The organism is Pseudoalteromonas sp. J2K-J031 (assembly GCF_058197095.2).
On the sequence record NZ_CM200279.1, the window covers coordinates 2,220,045 to 2,236,727 of the forward strand.

Below are 16,683 nucleotides of genomic sequence, written 5' to 3' on the forward strand. Positions count from 1 at the left end.
CTTGGTTAACTTAAAATAATCAAAGTCGAATCGCTTTAATAGCCGCTCGTTACGATGCAAAATACCACTACAGGAACAAGCTTAGTCATTCTTATACTTTTATCAATTAATTCAAGTACTTTAATTTAAAAAAAGAATCAATAGTCGGAACGAAGCCACAAGAGTATACTTCCCGATTTTTACATTAAAGGTTTTCTTTTATTGATACCCATAACATACATCGAAATAGCCCCAAAGATTGTTACCTGTTCAAATTGCCAAGCCTGTTGCTGTCAATTAGAGGTGCTTTTAATCACCGAAACGGGCGTACCTGATCATTTTATTGAACACCAAGAAGATTCAATTAGCACCATGCGACGTTTAGAGGATGGCTGGTGCGCAGCACTTGACCGGTCATCAATGCAATGCACTATTTATGAACTGAGGCCATTAATTTGCCGCGAATTTGAAATGAGTTCTGACGAATGTGTCGAAGAACGCGATGCCTATGGGTTATAACTACCCTCAATACGGCATAAAGCATCTCTCTAAGACAGTATTTTCAACCTAAACTGCGTTGTATTGACGAACACTTAGTCTGTTATTGACTCGTTGATTGGCTTGTTTTCCTTAAAAATAATTGGCTACGAGCGTAACAAAGAAATCAAACTTGAATTAAATATCTTGCTCAATCTCTTATCCAGCACTTGGGATTAATATACTCGGACCCGGTGGCTTTCAGTTAACGCACTATAAATACACGTAAATTATCTGTACCATCACGAGCACTCACTAATTTAAATCATAGGCTGACAGATGGGCAGAGCGTATCAAAATAAGAAAGACTCAATGGCAAAAACCGCCGGAGCTAAAACCAAAGTATATTCAAAATATGGCAAAGAAATTTATGTCTGTGCCAAAAATGGTGGCATTGATCCAGACGGCAACCTCTCATTGCGTCGCTTAATTGAGCGCGCGAAAAAAGACCAAGTCCCTGCGCATGTGATTGACCGCGCAATTGAAAAAGCAAAAGGCGGCGCGGGCGAAGAATATAGCACTGCTCGCTATGAAGGTTATGGCCCGGGTGGTTGCATGATGATTGTTGATTGCTTGACTGATAATAACAATCGTACTTTTTCGGATGTAAGAGTCTGCTTTACCAAAGCAAACTCAAAAATTGGTGCGCAAGGCTCCGTAGCTCATCTATTTGATCATCTAGCTATTTTTTCTTTTTCTGGCGACGATGAAGACCCAATCCTCGAGGCATTATTAATGGATGACGTAGATGTACTTGATGTTGAAAATGAAGACGGAAAAATCACCGTCTTTACACCTCATACCGAGTTTTATAAAGCAAAGACGGTACTTGAAGGATTAGAAAACGTCTCTTTGGATGTAGAAGAAATTGCCTTTGTACCACAAGCTACCACAGAGATAACAGGTGATGATGTCGCTGTTTTTGAACGTTTTGTTAGCATGCTTGAAGATTGTGACGATGTGCAAGAGGTATATCACAATGCAGTTGTTGCAGATTAATTGAAATGGAGCCCTATACAATGTCCACTTTACCATTAAGCGATTTTATTGCCAGCTTATCTGAAAACCCCTGCCAAGTGACTTTTGAACACAGCATCAAGATCATTGAGCAGCATTATATTTTTACCCCAACCGAGTTCAACAACGGGCAAGTAATAAACCTTGCCGGGCAAAATAATGGCTCATGTAAAATATTTGCCTTTGCTCAACGACACCAATTAAACCTAAGCCAAACATTAAACTTATTTGGGGAGTTTTATCATCAGGATGTGCTGTTAAAACCCGAAGGTGATGACCATCAAAATATTCGTAACTTTATAAAATTTGGGTGGCAAGGAATTGCATTTAAATCTAATGCTTTAGTGTCAAACCCCTAGCGAAATTAAAAATTACATATATACTACGCAAAGCTGTTTAATTATTGCTTAAGGATTTTTTAAATGTTACAAAAAATTGTTCCAAGTATCGCAGCCATTAGCGTACTTTTTTTAGCTGGATGTTCTAATACTTCAAATTTAGAGCAACAAATTCAATCTCTAAATAACAAAGTTGACACATTAACAACGAAAGTTGACTCATTATCTACCGATGTTTCAAGCACTAAAAGCATGACATCGAGTAATAACGAAGAAATAAAAATGTTAAAGTCATCGGTTGAAAGTGCTAAACAAAGTGCTGATAAAGCGAATATGCGACTTGACAATCTTGTTTCATCGTATAAAAAATAATACGAAAAACGAATTTTAAAAAGCTAACCAAAAGGTTAGCTTTTTTTGTTTATACAACTTCAATTTTGCCCACATAAATACCAACACATCGCATCAAAAGTAAATATACTATTTATTCATTTATCCCAGTGATTACGTGAATGATGATGCTGATTAACCTAGCAGTTACGAGCTTATTGGCATTAAACCTAACGCTTCTGACCTACAAAATAGCAAGCATCAATAACGGCACTTTCTTACATAGCGGTTATTTATCTTGCAGTTTAAGTAAAACGGGGATCCCTGACGATGCTTCGAAAATACGCTGAATTTGTGACTCATCCACATTTAATGGCGCAACAAATTGACGCAAATTAATCAATGTTTGTCTGATATTGAGTTGTTGCTTTGATCCCTCAAGCGCACTGTGTACTTCAAGGTAAACGTTATTATCTGGTGTTCGTGTGTATTTAACCGGCAAGTCAATAATTCTAACCGGAGTATTGATCGCAACCCGGTTAAATAATTCTTCGATATCTTGTTCAAACATTCTAATACACCCAGAGCTGACACTTAAACCAATACCAAATCGTTGATTGGTGCCATGGATCAAATACTCACTGTGTCCTAAACGCAGTGCAAAATTTCCCAATGGGTTGTTCGGCCCTGCTGGCACAACGGCGGGTAATTGAATGTTTTTTTCAATAAGGTAACGCTTCCTTATTGATTTAGGTACCACCCAATCAGGCTGTTCGCGTTTTTGCGAAATAAAAGAGCGTATAACTGGCGTTCTGTTACCCATTTGTCCAATACCTATCGGATAAACGTGTACGATAGGTAACTTAGGATCAAAATAATACAAACGTAATTCAGGAAGGTTAACTACAATACCAACGGGTTCAGCATGAGGTAAAATCATTTGTGTTGGTAATATTAACAGTGTATTTGGGTCAGGTAGCAGAGGATCAACACCCGGATTGGCGGTGATTAATGACAAAAAACCGACATTATAAGTTTCGCCGATCAGCTGAAAATAATCCCCAGATTGCACTATGTGCTCACTAGGCTCACCAATTAAAGAACCTTTTACAGGCAAATCATAAGGCTTGGCAAAAACTTGCGGCCCACACAACGCTATAAAAAATGCGAACGCTGTTATAAAACAATGGATCATGAACCGCAATTTAACCACCACTAAAATGGATTAACTGAATAACCCTGTTGCGCTAACAGTGCATGGGCTGTCATTGCAGACAGCGCCAGTTGCACACCTGGGTAAACATCTGCTTTTTGGATGCCTAAAAATGCAGCTGACTGGCCACACAAATAAAATTTCACATTATGCTTTAGCAGTTCGGCTAACAAGGCTGAGTTTGGATTATCGCGTTGGTTTTCTTGGCGAAAAGCCGCATCACTTAGTACGTCGTAACCTGCTTTACCATGAACCACGACAGCCAATTCAATGTTTTCGATTTTTACGCCACTAGCAACATGCATATTTAAAAAACGCGCTAAATTATTAAAGCCACGATTTTCTTTTTTTGACGCGGTTTGTTCACTCACATCAAATACAACTTTCAATTTTACATCTTCGGGTATAGTAAGATCAGATTGAACGCTATAATGCTTACCAAATGCTTGGATAACGGGTCCTGATGTCATTTTTGCTGGTGTCGCATCGACAGCTTGTGCAAAAAGGAAAAGGACACTGAGATAGATACGTTTCATAACACCAAAAACTCCATAATTATCGCTTTAATAAACTGAGCATAATCAAGTTTTTATATTAAAGCTAATGAATTTAATTTAGGGTTAAGAAAGAGAGTATTTATTGTTGAGTTTAAAGCGCGGCAGAGAAAAGCACGACTGGCTTTTCTCATTGATGTAAATTAATTATTCAAAATATGAACAGCAGTAATCTGTTAAGCGATGAACTTTGACTTTAAATACCTGTTTTGCTGCAATTTCAAACACGCCACCAGCAACAATCGGCTGCCACTGAGTTTGCTCTGGTAGTAAGACTTCAAGTTCACCGTCTAATATTTCCATCACTTCAGCAAGCTCAGTGCCAAATTCATATTCACCAGGCTGCATGATACCTAATGTTTTCTTACTGCCATCTTTAAAAAGTACTGTGCGACTCGTTACTTTACCATCAAAATAACTACTCGCCTTTTTAATAAGTGAAACGTTATCAAATTGTGTCATCGATTTTACCTCATTCTCAATGTTTAAAAGATGAGTCTACCACGCTCTTGAACGAGATAGTTATTACGACTTAAGTCTTACTTTTATCATTTTGAGGCCTGATAAGAAAGGTGCTGGAAAAACCGCAACATAACAACGTCTTTTTGGGGCTCATAACCCAATGTTAAACACAGCTCTTTTACAGCTAATGTAAGCTGATTAACAAATTTCGCATAACTATTTCGATGCAGATCACATTCGTCTGCACAAAAAACTAAATAGAGCGTATCTGTTAGCTCATCATTTTCTAATGCTGTAAGCATTGAGGTCCCCCCTTCCTCTTTTAGTGTTCCAAAATAGACATAGTTAAATGTATGGTCCGATTGAATGTTATTTTCTGGGGCTAAACGAACAATTGGCACTTTACCATTAGCTAAAAAAGCAACTTTTTTTAGCCCATACTTATTTACTATTGCATCAAAGTCGTCCGCTATTCGTTGATATAAAGGACGATAGCAAGGTTCCGTATCCGTTTCATACTCCACGGTCTTACTTAATTTTAATGTCATAGGCAAATTGGCGATCGCATAAGTTTGGCGACTTAAAACATTTGGCAACTCTAAAGACTGTTGTTGATAACGTAATGATAAGTCTCGTAAGCCATGTGTTTTTGTTTGACGATCACCTCGCTCAGGCGCATAGATATCATAGGTTAAATGCTGATGGTCTTTAATTTTAAACTCAGCCACAGGTAGACCAAAACGCGCAGCCAAATCATGTAAAAGCTCGATGGTTTGCTGATGGAAATAATGTGCATTTTCTCTGACATGATCACCGGTCGCTAAAACTAAAAAATCTATTTTTTCTGCTAACTGACTTTTTTCATAAAAACTATGATGGCCAGTATGATAACCGGGGTTATAAAAAAATAAGATTTGCTCCTCGGTTTCAATGATTTGTTGCTCTTCATTAAAACGTACTCGCGCTAATTTTTGATTCGCAATGACATGCGTATTGTGCAAACCATGCGCTTCGCATAATTCAAAAAATTGCTGACTTAAAAGCTTATAAAATAATCCATAATCGTGCGTTAGGCGCTGTGAAATACGAGTGACCAACTCAAAATTTGGTCGAAAAGACAAGAGTAAATATTGGTTTTCACGTGCGTTAGCGGGTACATAGACCTTTTGAGCGTTGCTGCGTTTGGCAACTAAAGAATGACGTTTTTGATAATGTAGCATCTGTGACTCCTTTTAATTGCGGCAAAGGTAATCTCAGAACATCTCGTTTATATGACAAAACAGTGGTTTTTTTATGACAACCCCACCTGACTGAACATTCAATTCAAATTTATACCAATCACGATAAGTAAGTGATCAAAAATAGCGTAGGAAAAACGCTTGAGAACAAGGCTGATTTTTTCGATAAGTAGTTATTCTACAATCAAAAAATATAACGAAGTTATCGAGTGTTTTAACAAGCTAGGGTGATCAGTTATTTATTACGATTAGTATTAAATATTACGAGACACATAAATTGAATAATAAATAGCGAAATTTTCATTCTTGTCGCTTGTATTTGCTGATTCTGCAGGTTGTAACTCCACCATAAGACGCCATTGCATTAACGATAATGAGCACGCTCCAACCATTACCTGGGCCTGCCAAATTCCTTTAGGTTGCTCTGTAAAAAAAACTGGGATTGTTCCCATATACATATCTACACCTTCTAATTTAGCTTTAATAATTTTTTGATTTTGCGGGGCTTTTAATGTGATTGTAAATGGCGTTTCAGGTTCAACCGTTTCTGAGCCTAGCGAGATGGAAATTCCATCACTATAGTTACAGGGTTTATTTATTTGACAGTTCGTCTGCTCAAGCGGCTGACTCAGTTCAGGAGTGCATGCAGCGCACAACAATAAGATTAAAAGGCAAACAAAAAATAAACGCAACTCAAAAGCTCCTAAGAAAAAACGTCACGATTATAAAGCGAGATATTTAAAACAACTAATATTGATGAAAAATAAACCTACATATAGGGAATAATTTGATTGAAGTCATAATTTTAGCCAATTGCGCTATCTTTTTTTGACTAAAAATTTTATTATTTCCGCGCAAAAATAAGGGTTTCTCGAGTTTCTTTTCTGGAATGTTCAAAGGACTTTGAACTTTTTAGGTAACAAACTTGTTGAAAATAAGCAGGCCCCGTTCTTAATTGAATGGGAAATTCATTTCTTAATGCAATTTATATTGCAGCGGAAGCTGGAAAATGAGCCAAACAGTAGCATCTCAAACTGAATACAACTACAAAGTTGTTCGCCAATTCACAATTATGACTGTGATTTGGGGTATCGTTGGTATGGGTGTTGGGGTTCTGATTGCTGCCCAGTTATACTGGCCAGCATTGAACTTTGATACACCATGGTTAACTTACTCTCGACTGCGTCCGTTACACACGAACGCTGTTATATTCGCATTTGGTACAAGTGCATTATTTGCCACGTCGTATTACGTGGTTCAACGTACTTGTCAAACGCGTCTTTTCTCTGACAAACTTGCGGCTTTCACCTTTTGGGGTTGGCAGCTGGTTATTCTTTTAGCCGCAATCACACTACCACTTGGTTATACCAGCGGTAAAGAATACGCTGAGCTAGAATGGCCTATCGATTTATTAATTACTGTCGTATGGGTATCATATGCTGTTGTTTTCTTCGGCACATTAATCAAGCGTAAAGTATCGCATATTTATGTAGCAAACTGGTTCTATGGTGGTTTCATCATTACCGTTGCTGTACTTCACATTGTTAACAGTATGGCTGTTCCAGTTTCAATGACTAAGTCGTATTCGATTTATGCAGGCGCTGTAGATGCAATGGTTCAATGGTGGTACGGTCACAATGCAGTAGGTTTCTTACTGACTGCGGGCTTCTTAGGTATGATGTATTATTTTGTACCGAAACAAGCAGGTCGTCCGGTATATTCTTATCGCTTATCAGTTGTTCATTTCTGGGCATTGATTTCACTCTATATTTGGGCTGGCCCTCACCATCTACATTACACTGCGTTACCTGACTGGACTCAGTCTTTAGGTATGGTGATGTCGGTTATCTTATTTGTGCCTTCTTGGGGCGGTATGATCAACGGTATCATGACGTTATCAGGTGCATGGCATAAACTTCGTAATGATCCTGTGCTTCGTTTCTTAGTTGTTTCATTATCTTTCTACGGTATGTCGACGTTTGAAGGCCCAATGATGGCAATTAAATCAGTAAATGCATTGTCGCATTATACAGATTGGACTGTTGGTCACGTTCATTCAGGTGCGTTAGGTTGGGTTGCCATGGTATCAATTGGTGCTGTGTATCACTTAATTCCAAACTTGTTTGCACAATCTCGTATGTACAGCGTTAAACTTATTAACACCCATTTCTGGTTACACACTGTAGGGGTTGTTTTATATATCGTTGCTATGTGGATTTCAGGTGTTATGCAAGGTCTAATGTGGCGTGCAGTGAATTCTGACGGTACGTTAATGTACAGCTTTGTACAATCGTTAGAAGCTTCTAAGCCTTTCTACTTAATGCGCTTTATTGGTGGTGTGTTCATCGTTGTTGGTATGTTTATTATGCTTTACAACACGTATCGCACAGTCACAGCCACAAAAGGTTCACTTCAAGCTGACGCTGAAGTTCAACCAGCATAAGGGGTTAGGGTATGAGCGAAAAAAAATCACAAAACAAACATGAAATCGTTGAAAAGAACGTTGGCCTGATGGCTATTTTAGTTGTCTTTGCTATCAGCTTTGGTGCGTTAGTTGAGATTACACCGTTAATGTTCCAAGACGATACCACTAAACCGATTGATGGCTTACGCCCTTTAACGGCGCTTGAAATGGAAGGTCGTGACATTTATGTACGTGAAGGTTGTTACAACTGTCACTCACAAATGATCCGCCCATTCCGTGACGAAGTGGAACGTTATGGCCATTACTCTGTTGCTGGTGAATCAGTATGGGATCACCCATTTCAGTGGGGTTCAAAACGTACTGGTCCTGATTTAGCACGTGTAGGTAAGCGTTACTCGGATGATTGGCATCATGCTCACCTTATGGATCCGCGTTCAGTGGTTCCTGAGTCGAACATGCCAGCCTACCCTTGGTTAGATAAAAATGTACTGGATGGCAAACTAATCGCTAAGAAACTAGAAGTGTTTCAAGGCTTTGGTGTGCCATATACGGATGAGGATATCGCCGGTGCAGAAGCCGCAGTGAAAGGCAAAACTGAAATGCAAGCCTTAATTGCGTACCTTCAGCAACTTGGCACTCACTTGAAGTAATTATTATGGATTACGGAACGTTCAGAGGCATTTTCACTCTGGTATTATTGGTACTTTTTATTGTGATTGTGTTGTGGGCATACAGCAAACGTAGCAAGCGTCGTTTTGATGACGCAGCAAACGCTATTTTTGATGATGAAAAAATGCACCGCAATACAGTTAGTGATCAGGAAAAGGAGTCTGAGAAATGACTAGCTTTTGGAGTATATGGGTCGTCGTATTAACCTTAGCATGTCTTGCAATCTGCTTTGGCCTATTAGTTTGGAACTTAAAAAACTATGCAGGCGTTGAAGAAGGCGAGTCATGTGGTCATGAGTTTGACGGCATCGAAGAAATTAACAACCCGTTACCGAAGTGGTGGACATATATGTTCTTCGCTACGTTTATTTGGGCTGTTTACTACCTTGCTGCATACCCAGGTTTAGGTAACTGGGAAGGTTTAGCAAAATGGACAAGTTCGAACCAAGGCGTTAAGTCTTTGGCCGAATCAAAACAAGCGTCTTTAGATGCTCAAGCTGCAGGTGAAACGGTACAACTTGATGCAGAAATTCAACGTGCAGACGAGCGTTTTGGTCCGCTATTTGAATCATTTGCTAAACGTGACATCATTGACTTAGCGCAAGATGAACAAGCACTTGAAATCGGTCAGCGTTTATTTGCGCAAAACTGTTCTCAGTGTCATGGTTCAGATGCGCGTGGCGCTCACGGCTTTCCAAACTTAACAGACAAAGATTGGTTATATGGTGGCACACCAGATAAAATCAAAGAAACGCTGTTACATGGTCGTATCGCTGCAATGCCAGGTTGGGGACCCGCTCTTGGTGACCAAGGTATTAAAGAAATGACGGCTTATGTGTTGAGCTTATCAGGACGTAAAGTAAACCAAAAAGACGCCGATGCAGGCCAAGCGAAATTCGCTATGTGTTCAGCATGTCATGGCGTGGATGGTAAAGGCTCAGTTGCCCATAACCTTCCTTTTGGTGCACCAAACTTAACTGACAACATTTGGTTATATGGTGGTTCTCAACGTGCTGTTGAAGAAACACTTATTAATGGCCGTGCAGGACAAATGCCAGCCTTTAAAGACACCTTAGGCGAAGATAAAGTTCATATTATCTCTGCATATGTATATAGTTTGTCTTTAGACAAGTAATTGTCAAAAAGCCCCCTCCTCGGGGGCTTTTTCTTAGGTTTTTAATTCAACTTCCAGTAAAATACACCCACTTAATCTCTTATAGAATCAATTATGCAAACTCTTCCTTGGTATAAACAATTTTGGCCGTGGTTCATTCTTGCTATTCCTGCTATCACTGTCGTTACTTGTATCTTTTTTATCATTTTTTCTGTGCAAAAAGGCCCAGATATGGTGGTTGATGACTATTACAAACAAGGTAAGGCCATTAACCTTGAATTAAGCAAATTTCAAAAAGCCAAAGCATTGTATTTACATGGTGACTTAACCATTGATGCCGATAACGTGAAGTTTGAATTTACTAAAGGCGATGACAGCAATGTAACCGCCCTCAAGCTATCGTTTTATCATCCAACTCAAAAAGAAAATGATTTTGACATGGTGCTAACCAAAAATGCAAACGGCCAGTTTAGTGGTTTTTCAGAACATTTAACGCAACAACGTTACACCATTTTTATTGAACCGATGGATCAAAGCTGGAAACTGAAAGAAAATGTTGCCCTACCATCGACCAGTCCTTTTAAAATTACTCCGGAATATAAATAAACTATGAGTGATGTGTGTTTTCATTGTCTTGAGCCTATTCCCCTCGGCTTCAAACAAAGTATCGAATTTAATAACCAACAGCATTCTGTCTGCTGTCTTGGCTGTCAAGCCGTGGCAGAAGCTATTATTCAAGGTGGCATGACTGATTATTATAAATTTCGAACTGAAGCGGCGGGTAAAGTAAAAGAACTTATTCCTGAACAACTTGCGATGTTCAAAAGTTATGATGATGACGACATACAAGCCGATTTTATCCGAGGTGATGACAATAATGCCGAATTACTGCTCAGTATAGAGGGTATAAGCTGCGCAGCCTGTGCCTGGTTAATTGAAAAACAATTACTAGCCTTAAAAGGTGTGCTACGTGTTGATGTTAATACGTCGACCCATCGAGCCCTGATTTATTGGCACCGCCCAAGCTTAAAGTTAAGCCAAATCATTGAATCACTGGCTAAAATAGGTTACCAAGCCTACCCCTTTCAAGCTGACGAAGAAGAACTACAAAAAAAACAGGTTGCTAAGTCATACATACGACGCTTAGGTGTGGCAGGGTTAATGACCATGCAAGTCATGATGTTTGCCTTTGCCATGTACTTTGGTATGTTTTCAGGCATGGATGATGACTTTGAGCAATATTTTCGCTGGATAAGTTTCACCCTAGCCACCCCTGTTATCCTTTATTCTGCTATGCCATTTTTAACGAATGCCATTCGCGGATTACAAGCTCGCCAACTTAATATGGACTTGCCTGTTTCCCTTGCTATTTTTGGTGCGTATGCCGCCAGTAGTTGGGCAACATTTTTCGAAACTGGCGAAGTGTATTTCGAATCAATTTGTATGTTTACCTTTTTACTGTTACTAGGTAAATACCTCGAATTTAGAGCGCGATTAAAAGCGACCGAATTTACCGCAAACTTACAAAAACTACTGCCCATTACCGCCCGTTTAGCCAATGATAATGGCGAAGAAACTATCATTGCCGCTAAAAAGTTAAAACTTGATGACCTAATTTTAATCAAGCCCGGTGAAACAGTTCCTGCTGATGGTATTGTCATTAAAGGCCGTACGACAGTCGATGAATCAATGATGACTGGAGAGCATCAAGCGGTTGCTAAGCATGAATCTGATCAAGTGTTTGCAGGTACGATTAATCACGACGGTGTGATTACTGTTAAAATCAACCAAATTGGCCAAAATACGTTACTCAACCAAATTGTAACGTTACAGCACCAAGCATTAGCAAGCCGACCTAAAATTGCCGAAGTCACCGATAAAGTGGCGCAATGGTTTGTTGCAACCTTGCTTGTATTTGCGTCAATCACTGCGGCAATGTGGTACAACATTGACCCAAGCCATGCTTTTTGGATCACCATTGCTGTGCTTGTTGCAACCTGCCCTTGTGCTTTGAGCCTCTCTGTACCGACAGCGTTAACCTGCTCGGTAGCAAACTTAACACAAAAAGGGGTTTTGATAAAAAAAGCGCACGTATTAGAAACTCTCACTAAAATTGATACCATTGCGTTTGATAAAACAGGTACGTTAACTGAAGGTCGCTTCACGATTGTTCGCAGTCATTTTTATGAGCAAACAGGCGCACATCAATTTGAACATGAACATTTATTCGCCCTTGCGCATGTGCTTGAATTACATTCTGAGCACCCGATCGCTAAAGCATTTATTCAATCAAATCGAGATAATCACGTTGTCATTAGCCCGTCAGATTTAAGCGACATTCAAATTCATACCGGGTTAGGGGTCAGTGCTAATTATTTAGAGAATGAAATCGCTATTGGTCAAAATGGGTGGTTTGATACTGTCGATACACCTTGCCAAGTAGTTCTTTTTATAAATAAAAAGGCTGTTGCCGCATTTGAACTCAGTGACAAAGTGCGCGATCATGCAAGTGAACTTATCCGTTATTGTGATGAGCAAAAAATCAGTAGCCACATTCTAACCGGTGATTCATCAAATGCAGGCGTAAAACTCGCAGAGCAACTTAATATTGTACAACTCAAAACTGGTTGTACACCCAGCGATAAACAAACGTATGTTGAACAACTTCGCGCGAACAAGCACGTTGTTGCAATGGTCGGAGATGGTGTGAATGACAGCCCTGTATTTAACAGTGCTCATTTATCAATCGCAATGGCCAGCGGTGCTGACATTTCTAAAAATACAGCTGATGTAGTTTTACTTAATTCAGATTTAAGTGCACTTAAACAACTGCATCAAATTAGCCTTAAAACACGCAGAATTATCAAACAAAACCTCGCATTATCTTTATTTTATAATGGTTCTGTTTTACCTCTTGCCGCGATGGGTCTTGTACCACCTTGGGCTGCTGCTATTGGCATGTCAGCAAGCTCCATTATCGTGATCACCAACTCTCTTAGGTTGTTAAAAATATGAGTATCATCTTTATATTAATTCCTATTGCCATTTTATTAGTGATCATTGCGCTAGGGATTTTCTTTTGGGCTGTGAAAAGCGAACAATTTTCTAACTTAGACAAACAAGCTCATAGTATTTTGTTTGAAGATGACAAAGAGCAGCATAAAAAAAGTAATGATTGATCCCTTACTCTTAAGTGCTTTTTTTATGGGTTTAGCTGGCAGTGGCCATTGTGTTGCCATGTGTGGTGGTGTTGCGTCATCATTACAACTGGCAGTAAAAAACAAACAACATGCTCGCACATACACCCTACTTTATAACCTTGGACGCCTGCTAAGTTATAGCTTAGCCGGCGCGCTAGTAGCAGGCATTAGCGCCACATTTGCTAGCCAATCCATTCTTATATCGCAAATACTTGCGTTTATCAGTGCAATCTTTATGATTTTGGTTGGATTGTATGTAATGCGCCTTGTGGCCACATTAAATTGGCTTGAATCATTGGGTAAAATTGCGATTTGGCAATTTGTGGTCAAATTAAATCGGTTTGTAATGCCTCTTGATTCAAAATTTAAAGCACTCGGTTATGGTGCTTTATGGGGGTGGTTACCCTGTGGTTTAGTTTATTCTGCGCTGACTTGGGCAATGACAGCCGACTCTGCATTCAAAGGGGCTGCGTTTATGGCGTGCTTTGCTCTTGGCACTGCCCCAGCCATGTTAGCACTTGGCCTGACCGCACAATCTATAACAAAATGGCTTAATAATCAGATAGTTCGTTTGATTATGGGCAACTTTTTAGTATTTTATGGTTTATACCTTTTAACTATTGCGGTACGTAATTCACTGCATTAAGCTATTAACTATTCCCAGTTGTGTATGGATAATCAATGGAATTTAAAAACAAACTTGCTGCAAAATCTCAATGTACGATTAGTTGTAACGACTGTAGCATTAGCCAGCTCTGTATCCCATTTACGCTCAATAATGATGAGATGGACAAACTTGACGAAATCATCGAGCGTAAAAAGCCGCTTCATAAAGGTGATTTTTTGTTCGAAGCATCAGCGCCATTAAAATCTATTTTTGCTGTACGTTCTGGTTCTTTCAAATCCTACACCCTTTCAGAACTAGGCGAAGAACAAATTACTGGCTTTCATTTAGCCGGTGACATCGTTGGTTTTGATGCAATCCATAAAATGCAACACCAAAGCTATGCCCAAGCAATGGAAACAGCCATGGTGTGTGAAATTCCGTATCATACTTTAGATGATTTATCAGGGAAATTGCCCAAGCTGCGCCAGCAAGTAATGCGCATGATGAGCAGCGAGATTAACTACGACCAAGAAATGCTTTTGCTTTTAAACAAAAAAACCGCAGAAGAACGTCTTGCTGCTTTTTTAGCTAATTTAGCGCGTCGCTTTGGTGAGCGTGGTTTTTCTAAAAAAGAGTTTCGCTTAACGATGACTCGTGGTGAAATCGGCAATTACCTAGGATTAACAGTTGAAACGATCAGTCGACTACTAAGTCGCTTTCAAAAACAAAATGTTATCAAAGTTGAAGGTAAGTTAATTACCATTTTAGACAGTACAGAACTTGATACTTTAGCTGCAATTAAACCTTGATCTAGCACAAATTACCCCGAGTTAAGTCTGCTATTTAATCCATATTCGCTTACACTTAAGCATCACCTCTTAAGTGTAAGGTTTAATTTATGGATGCTATCAAAAAAATACTTGCTGTCATCGACCCAAGTAAAGAACAACAAAAAGGCTTACTTCGCTCATTTGAGCTTGCGCGTAAATCCGGTGCCGCAATAACCGCGTTTTTGTCTGTTTACGATTTCTCGTATGAAATGACGACTATGTTATCACTTGATGAGCGAGATATGATGCGTGACGCTGTGATCAAATCTCGAGAAAACTGGATTAAAGAGCTCATTGCCCCTTATGTCAACGATCTTGATATTAGTTACAAAGTTGTTTGGCATAATCGCCCTTTTGAAGCAATGATCAAAACCGTGCTTGAAGATAGCTACGATATAATCGTTAAAGGCACCCATCAGCACGACACGTTAAAATCAATCCTCTTTACCCCTACCGATTGGCATCTTATTCGTAAATGCCCTTGCCCTGTGCTCCTTGTCAAAGAACATGCATGGCAAATAAAAGGATCAATTTTAGCAGCCGTACACTCAACTTGTGAAGACAAAGCACATCAAGGGTTAAATCATAAAATCATTAAAGATGCCCAATTTATTGGTCAACTTGCCCAAGCTGATGTTCATCTTGTTAATTCATTTGCTGGCACACCCATTAACATTGCTATCGAAATCCCAGAGTTCAATGTTGCTGAATTTAATAGCTCGGTCAATAAACACCACATTAAATGCACCCAAGCACTTGCTGAGCAATATCAGATTGCAACTAATCGCTGTCATGTTAAAGAAGGTTTACCTGAAGATGTAATCCCCGTTGTAGCACGTCAGCTCGATGCTGAACTTGTCGTGATTGGTACTGTTGGCCGCACAGGATTAAGCGCAGCTTTAATGGGCAATACTGCAGAGCATGTCATCGATAATTTAAATTGTGATGTATTAGCACTCAAGCCCGATGGCTATATCAGCCCTTTAGATAAATAAGCGCAATATACTATTCAATTTTTTTGCGGCTTTTTTGAGCTTAGCGACTGTAGATTAAAGTAAAAAAAGGTGTTGATTAACGCTATTGAACGACATGAGGGCTTTGAACTTCAGAAAAAGTAAAGGCTGGTTTTCCCAGCCTTTACTTATTAATAAACACAACGCTCGTTTATTTTTATTTCACAACTTAAATATTGGTGACATCAATATAAAGTGCTTCATTAATATTTGTCGAAGAAACCGTCGCCTCGCTAAACTCATAACTTTCACGTTCGCCTTCCCGAACTAATGGTAAATTAACAAAGTCAAATAACGCCCTATCTGCTAATTGACTAGGGCTAACATTTTGTATTGACTTAAAAATACTCTCGACTCGACCGGGCGTTTTTTTATCCCATTCAATTAACATACCTTTAATTGATTGACGTTGTAAATTTTCTTGTGAACCACACAAATTACACGGAATTATGGGGAAGTTTTTATGCTCTGCATAAGCGATAAGATCTGTTTCACGACAATAAGATAAAGGGCGTATCACTACATTACGGCCATCATCTGAGCGTAATTTTGGTGGCATCGCTTTTAGTCTTGAACCATGAAACATATTTAAAAACATTGTTTCTACGATATCGTCTAAATGGTGACCAAGAGCAAGCTTAGTTGCGCCGATTTTCTCAGCAAATGAATATAATGTGCCACGTCGCAAGCGAGAGCAAAGTCCACAGGTAGTTTTACCTTCTGGGATCTTCTCTTTTACAACTGAATAAGTATCTTTATCAACGATGTAATATGGAATGTCCAAAGTATCGAAATAATCTGGCAGAATGTGCTCAGGAAAACCAGGCTGCTTCTGATCAAGATTAACAGCAATAACCTCAAATTTAATTGGAGCTGCTTTTTGCAGTTGCAACAAAATATCAAGCATTGCAAAAGAATCCTTTCCCCCACTAATGCACGCCATTACCACATCACCATCTTCTATCATGTTGTAGTCAGAAATAGCATTACCTACATTTCTTCTGAGACGCTTTTGCAGTTTGTTAAATTCAAGAGTCTCTTTTCGGGTGTCGGTTTGATTCATTGAGTTTGCTCGCACAGCCAGTATGTCGGCGGTTGTATCATAAATAAAAAGTTCGGCGTGGATTATACGGATCTTTTTGTGCAGTTGAAATATTC

20 protein-coding genes are annotated in these 16,683 nt (G+C 39.2%); 14 read left to right on the forward strand and 6 right to left on the reverse strand.

The features are described from left to right. Nucleotides 1–201: 201 nt before the first annotated feature. The 4 genes from AC3KZC_RS09995 (at nucleotide 202) to AC3KZC_RS10010 (ending at nucleotide 2,243) form a co-directional block, all read left to right on the forward strand. The gene (locus tag AC3KZC_RS09995) at nucleotides 202–498 is read left to right on the forward strand and encodes a YkgJ family cysteine cluster protein (protein ID WP_490578684.1); all 297 of its coding nucleotides are present in this window, start codon (nucleotides 202–204) and stop codon (nucleotides 496–498) included. Between the two features lie 297 nt (nucleotides 499–795). Beyond that, nucleotides 796–1,515 carry a YebC/PmpR family DNA-binding transcriptional regulator gene (locus AC3KZC_RS10000; RefSeq protein WP_490578683.1) on the forward strand — a complete coding sequence of 240 codons (720 nt, stop codon included), beginning with the start codon at nucleotides 796–798 and terminating at the stop codon, nucleotides 1,513–1,515. 20 nt (nucleotides 1,516–1,535) lie between these two features. Continuing rightward, nucleotides 1,536–1,892 carry a HopJ type III effector protein gene (locus tag AC3KZC_RS10005; RefSeq protein ID WP_490578682.1) on the forward strand — a complete coding sequence of 119 codons (357 nt, stop codon included), beginning with the start codon at nucleotides 1,536–1,538 and terminating at the stop codon, nucleotides 1,890–1,892. 63 nt (nucleotides 1,893–1,955) lie between these two features. After that, nucleotides 1,956–2,243 (forward strand): Lpp/OprI family alanine-zipper lipoprotein, encoded by a 288-nt coding sequence (locus AC3KZC_RS10010; RefSeq protein ID WP_490578681.1) that lies wholly within the window; start codon nucleotides 1,956–1,958, stop codon nucleotides 2,241–2,243. 247 nt (nucleotides 2,244–2,490) lie between these two features. Here the strand turns inward: AC3KZC_RS10010 and AC3KZC_RS10015 are convergent, their stop codons facing one another. The 5 genes from AC3KZC_RS10015 to AC3KZC_RS10035 all read right to left on the reverse strand — a co-directional run bounded on the left by AC3KZC_RS10015 (nucleotide 2,491) and on the right by AC3KZC_RS10035 (nucleotide 6,360). Further along, nucleotides 2,491–3,396 (reverse strand): L,D-transpeptidase family protein, encoded by a 906-nt coding sequence (locus tag AC3KZC_RS10015; protein ID WP_490578680.1) that lies wholly within the window; start codon nucleotides 3,394–3,396, stop codon nucleotides 2,491–2,493. A gap of 20 nt (nucleotides 3,397–3,416) precedes the next feature. After that, complete coding sequence (locus AC3KZC_RS10020; RefSeq protein ID WP_490578679.1) at nucleotides 3,417–3,950, reverse strand: DsrE family protein; 534 nt, start codon at nucleotides 3,948–3,950, stop codon at nucleotides 3,417–3,419. A 165-nt stretch (nucleotides 3,951–4,115) separates the two neighbouring features. Then, nucleotides 4,116–4,430 carry a pyrimidine/purine nucleoside phosphorylase gene (gene ppnP / locus AC3KZC_RS10025; protein WP_490578678.1) on the reverse strand — a complete coding sequence of 105 codons (315 nt, stop codon included), beginning with the start codon at nucleotides 4,428–4,430 and terminating at the stop codon, nucleotides 4,116–4,118. An 86-nt stretch (nucleotides 4,431–4,516) separates the two neighbouring features. Further along, nucleotides 4,517–5,650 carry a DUF3083 family protein gene (locus tag AC3KZC_RS10030; RefSeq protein ID WP_490578677.1) on the reverse strand — a complete coding sequence of 378 codons (1,134 nt, stop codon included), beginning with the start codon at nucleotides 5,648–5,650 and terminating at the stop codon, nucleotides 4,517–4,519. A 272-nt stretch (nucleotides 5,651–5,922) separates the two neighbouring features. Next, a complete protein-coding gene (locus tag AC3KZC_RS10035) occupies nucleotides 5,923–6,360 on the reverse strand; it encodes a hypothetical protein (protein WP_490578676.1) in 438 nt (145 codons plus the stop codon). A gap of 317 nt (nucleotides 6,361–6,677) precedes the next feature. Here AC3KZC_RS10035 and ccoN point away from each other — a divergent pair, with 317 nt between their 5' ends. The 10 genes from ccoN (at nucleotide 6,678) to uspE (ending at nucleotide 15,507) form a co-directional block, all read left to right on the forward strand. Beyond that, entirely contained in the window at nucleotides 6,678–8,111 is a 1,434-nt protein-coding gene (gene ccoN, locus AC3KZC_RS10040; protein ID WP_490578675.1) for a cytochrome-c oxidase, cbb3-type subunit I, read from the forward strand. An 11-nt stretch (nucleotides 8,112–8,122) separates the two neighbouring features. Next, nucleotides 8,123–8,743: a cytochrome-c oxidase, cbb3-type subunit II gene (ccoO, locus tag AC3KZC_RS10045; RefSeq protein WP_490578674.1), complete on the forward strand. Its 621-nt coding sequence runs from the start codon at nucleotides 8,123–8,125 to the stop codon at nucleotides 8,741–8,743. Between the two features lie 5 nt (nucleotides 8,744–8,748). Further along, nucleotides 8,749–8,934, forward strand: a complete 186-nt coding sequence (locus tag AC3KZC_RS10050) for a cbb3-type cytochrome oxidase subunit 3 (RefSeq protein WP_490578673.1) — start codon at nucleotides 8,749–8,751, stop codon at nucleotides 8,932–8,934. After that, nucleotides 8,931–9,896, forward strand: coding sequence for a cytochrome-c oxidase, cbb3-type subunit III (gene ccoP / locus AC3KZC_RS10055; RefSeq protein ID WP_490578672.1), 966 nt, complete (start codon nucleotides 8,931–8,933; stop codon nucleotides 9,894–9,896). Before AC3KZC_RS10050 ends, ccoP begins: the two co-directional genes overlap by 4 nt. A gap of 93 nt (nucleotides 9,897–9,989) precedes the next feature. After that, nucleotides 9,990–10,481, forward strand: coding sequence for a FixH family protein (locus AC3KZC_RS10060; RefSeq protein WP_490578671.1), 492 nt, complete (start codon nucleotides 9,990–9,992; stop codon nucleotides 10,479–10,481). Nucleotides 10,482–10,484: 3 nt separating this feature from the next. After that, entirely contained in the window at nucleotides 10,485–12,890 is a 2,406-nt protein-coding gene (locus tag AC3KZC_RS10065; protein ID WP_490578670.1) for a heavy metal translocating P-type ATPase, read from the forward strand. Then, nucleotides 12,887–13,054 carry a cbb3-type cytochrome oxidase assembly protein CcoS gene (ccoS, locus tag AC3KZC_RS10070; RefSeq protein ID WP_490578669.1) on the forward strand — a complete coding sequence of 56 codons (168 nt, stop codon included), beginning with the start codon at nucleotides 12,887–12,889 and terminating at the stop codon, nucleotides 13,052–13,054. The genes AC3KZC_RS10065 and ccoS overlap by 4 nt, the downstream gene beginning before the upstream one ends. Beyond that, entirely contained in the window at nucleotides 13,047–13,721 is a 675-nt protein-coding gene (locus AC3KZC_RS10075) for a sulfite exporter TauE/SafE family protein (protein WP_490578668.1), read from the forward strand. The genes ccoS and AC3KZC_RS10075 overlap by 8 nt, the downstream gene beginning before the upstream one ends. Nucleotides 13,722–13,756: 35 nt before the next feature. Next, on the forward strand, nucleotides 13,757–14,491 hold the full coding sequence (locus AC3KZC_RS10080; protein ID WP_490578667.1) for an FNR family transcription factor: 735 nt from the start codon (nucleotides 13,757–13,759) through the stop codon (nucleotides 14,489–14,491). Between the two features lie 89 nt (nucleotides 14,492–14,580). Next, on the forward strand, nucleotides 14,581–15,507 hold the full coding sequence (uspE, locus tag AC3KZC_RS10085) for a universal stress protein UspE (RefSeq protein WP_490578666.1): 927 nt from the start codon (nucleotides 14,581–14,583) through the stop codon (nucleotides 15,505–15,507). A gap of 187 nt (nucleotides 15,508–15,694) precedes the next feature. Here the strand turns inward: uspE and ttcA are convergent, their stop codons facing one another. Next, entirely contained in the window at nucleotides 15,695–16,588 is an 894-nt protein-coding gene (ttcA, locus tag AC3KZC_RS10090; protein WP_490578665.1) for a tRNA 2-thiocytidine(32) synthetase TtcA, read from the reverse strand. Between the last annotated feature and the right edge of the window lie 95 nt (nucleotides 16,589–16,683).

What these genes read in the sequence shown, in the direction of transcription:
- AC3KZC_RS10080 (WP_490578667.1), top strand. Translation starts at nt 13,757, where the DNA reads ATGGAATTTAAAAACAAACTTGCTGCAAAATCTCAATGTACGATTAGT.
- AC3KZC_RS10010 (WP_490578681.1), top strand. Translation starts at nt 1,956, where the DNA reads ATGTTACAAAAAATTGTTCCAAGTATCGCAGCCATTAGCGTACTTTTT.
- AC3KZC_RS10005 (WP_490578682.1), top strand. Translation starts at nt 1,536, where the DNA reads ATGTCCACTTTACCATTAAGCGATTTTATTGCCAGCTTATCTGAAAAC.
- uspE (WP_490578666.1), top strand. Translation starts at nt 14,581, where the DNA reads ATGGATGCTATCAAAAAAATACTTGCTGTCATCGACCCAAGTAAAGAA.
- AC3KZC_RS10065 (WP_490578670.1), top strand. Translation starts at nt 10,485, where the DNA reads ATGAGTGATGTGTGTTTTCATTGTCTTGAGCCTATTCCCCTCGGCTTC.
- ccoS (WP_490578669.1), top strand. Translation starts at nt 12,887, where the DNA reads ATGAGTATCATCTTTATATTAATTCCTATTGCCATTTTATTAGTGATC.
- ppnP (WP_490578678.1), bottom strand. Translation starts at nt 4,430, where the DNA reads ATGACACAATTTGATAACGTTTCACTTATTAAAAAGGCGAGTAGTTAT.
- ccoN (WP_490578675.1), top strand. Translation starts at nt 6,678, where the DNA reads ATGAGCCAAACAGTAGCATCTCAAACTGAATACAACTACAAAGTTGTT.
- ttcA (WP_490578665.1), bottom strand. Translation starts at nt 16,588, where the DNA reads ATGAATCAAACCGACACCCGAAAAGAGACTCTTGAATTTAACAAACTG.
- AC3KZC_RS10050 (WP_490578673.1), top strand. Translation starts at nt 8,749, where the DNA reads ATGGATTACGGAACGTTCAGAGGCATTTTCACTCTGGTATTATTGGTA.
- AC3KZC_RS10020 (WP_490578679.1), bottom strand. Translation starts at nt 3,950, where the DNA reads ATGAAACGTATCTATCTCAGTGTCCTTTTCCTTTTTGCACAAGCTGTC.
- ccoO (WP_490578674.1), top strand. Translation starts at nt 8,123, where the DNA reads ATGAGCGAAAAAAAATCACAAAACAAACATGAAATCGTTGAAAAGAAC.
- AC3KZC_RS10015 (WP_490578680.1), bottom strand. Translation starts at nt 3,396, where the DNA reads ATGATCCATTGTTTTATAACAGCGTTCGCATTTTTTATAGCGTTGTGT.
- AC3KZC_RS10060 (WP_490578671.1), top strand. Translation starts at nt 9,990, where the DNA reads ATGCAAACTCTTCCTTGGTATAAACAATTTTGGCCGTGGTTCATTCTT.
- AC3KZC_RS10075 (WP_490578668.1), top strand. Translation starts at nt 13,047, where the DNA reads ATGATTGATCCCTTACTCTTAAGTGCTTTTTTTATGGGTTTAGCTGGC.
- ccoP (WP_490578672.1), top strand. Translation starts at nt 8,931, where the DNA reads ATGACTAGCTTTTGGAGTATATGGGTCGTCGTATTAACCTTAGCATGT.
- AC3KZC_RS10000 (WP_490578683.1), top strand. Translation starts at nt 796, where the DNA reads ATGGGCAGAGCGTATCAAAATAAGAAAGACTCAATGGCAAAAACCGCC.
- AC3KZC_RS10030 (WP_490578677.1), bottom strand. Translation starts at nt 5,650, where the DNA reads ATGCTACATTATCAAAAACGTCATTCTTTAGTTGCCAAACGCAGCAAC.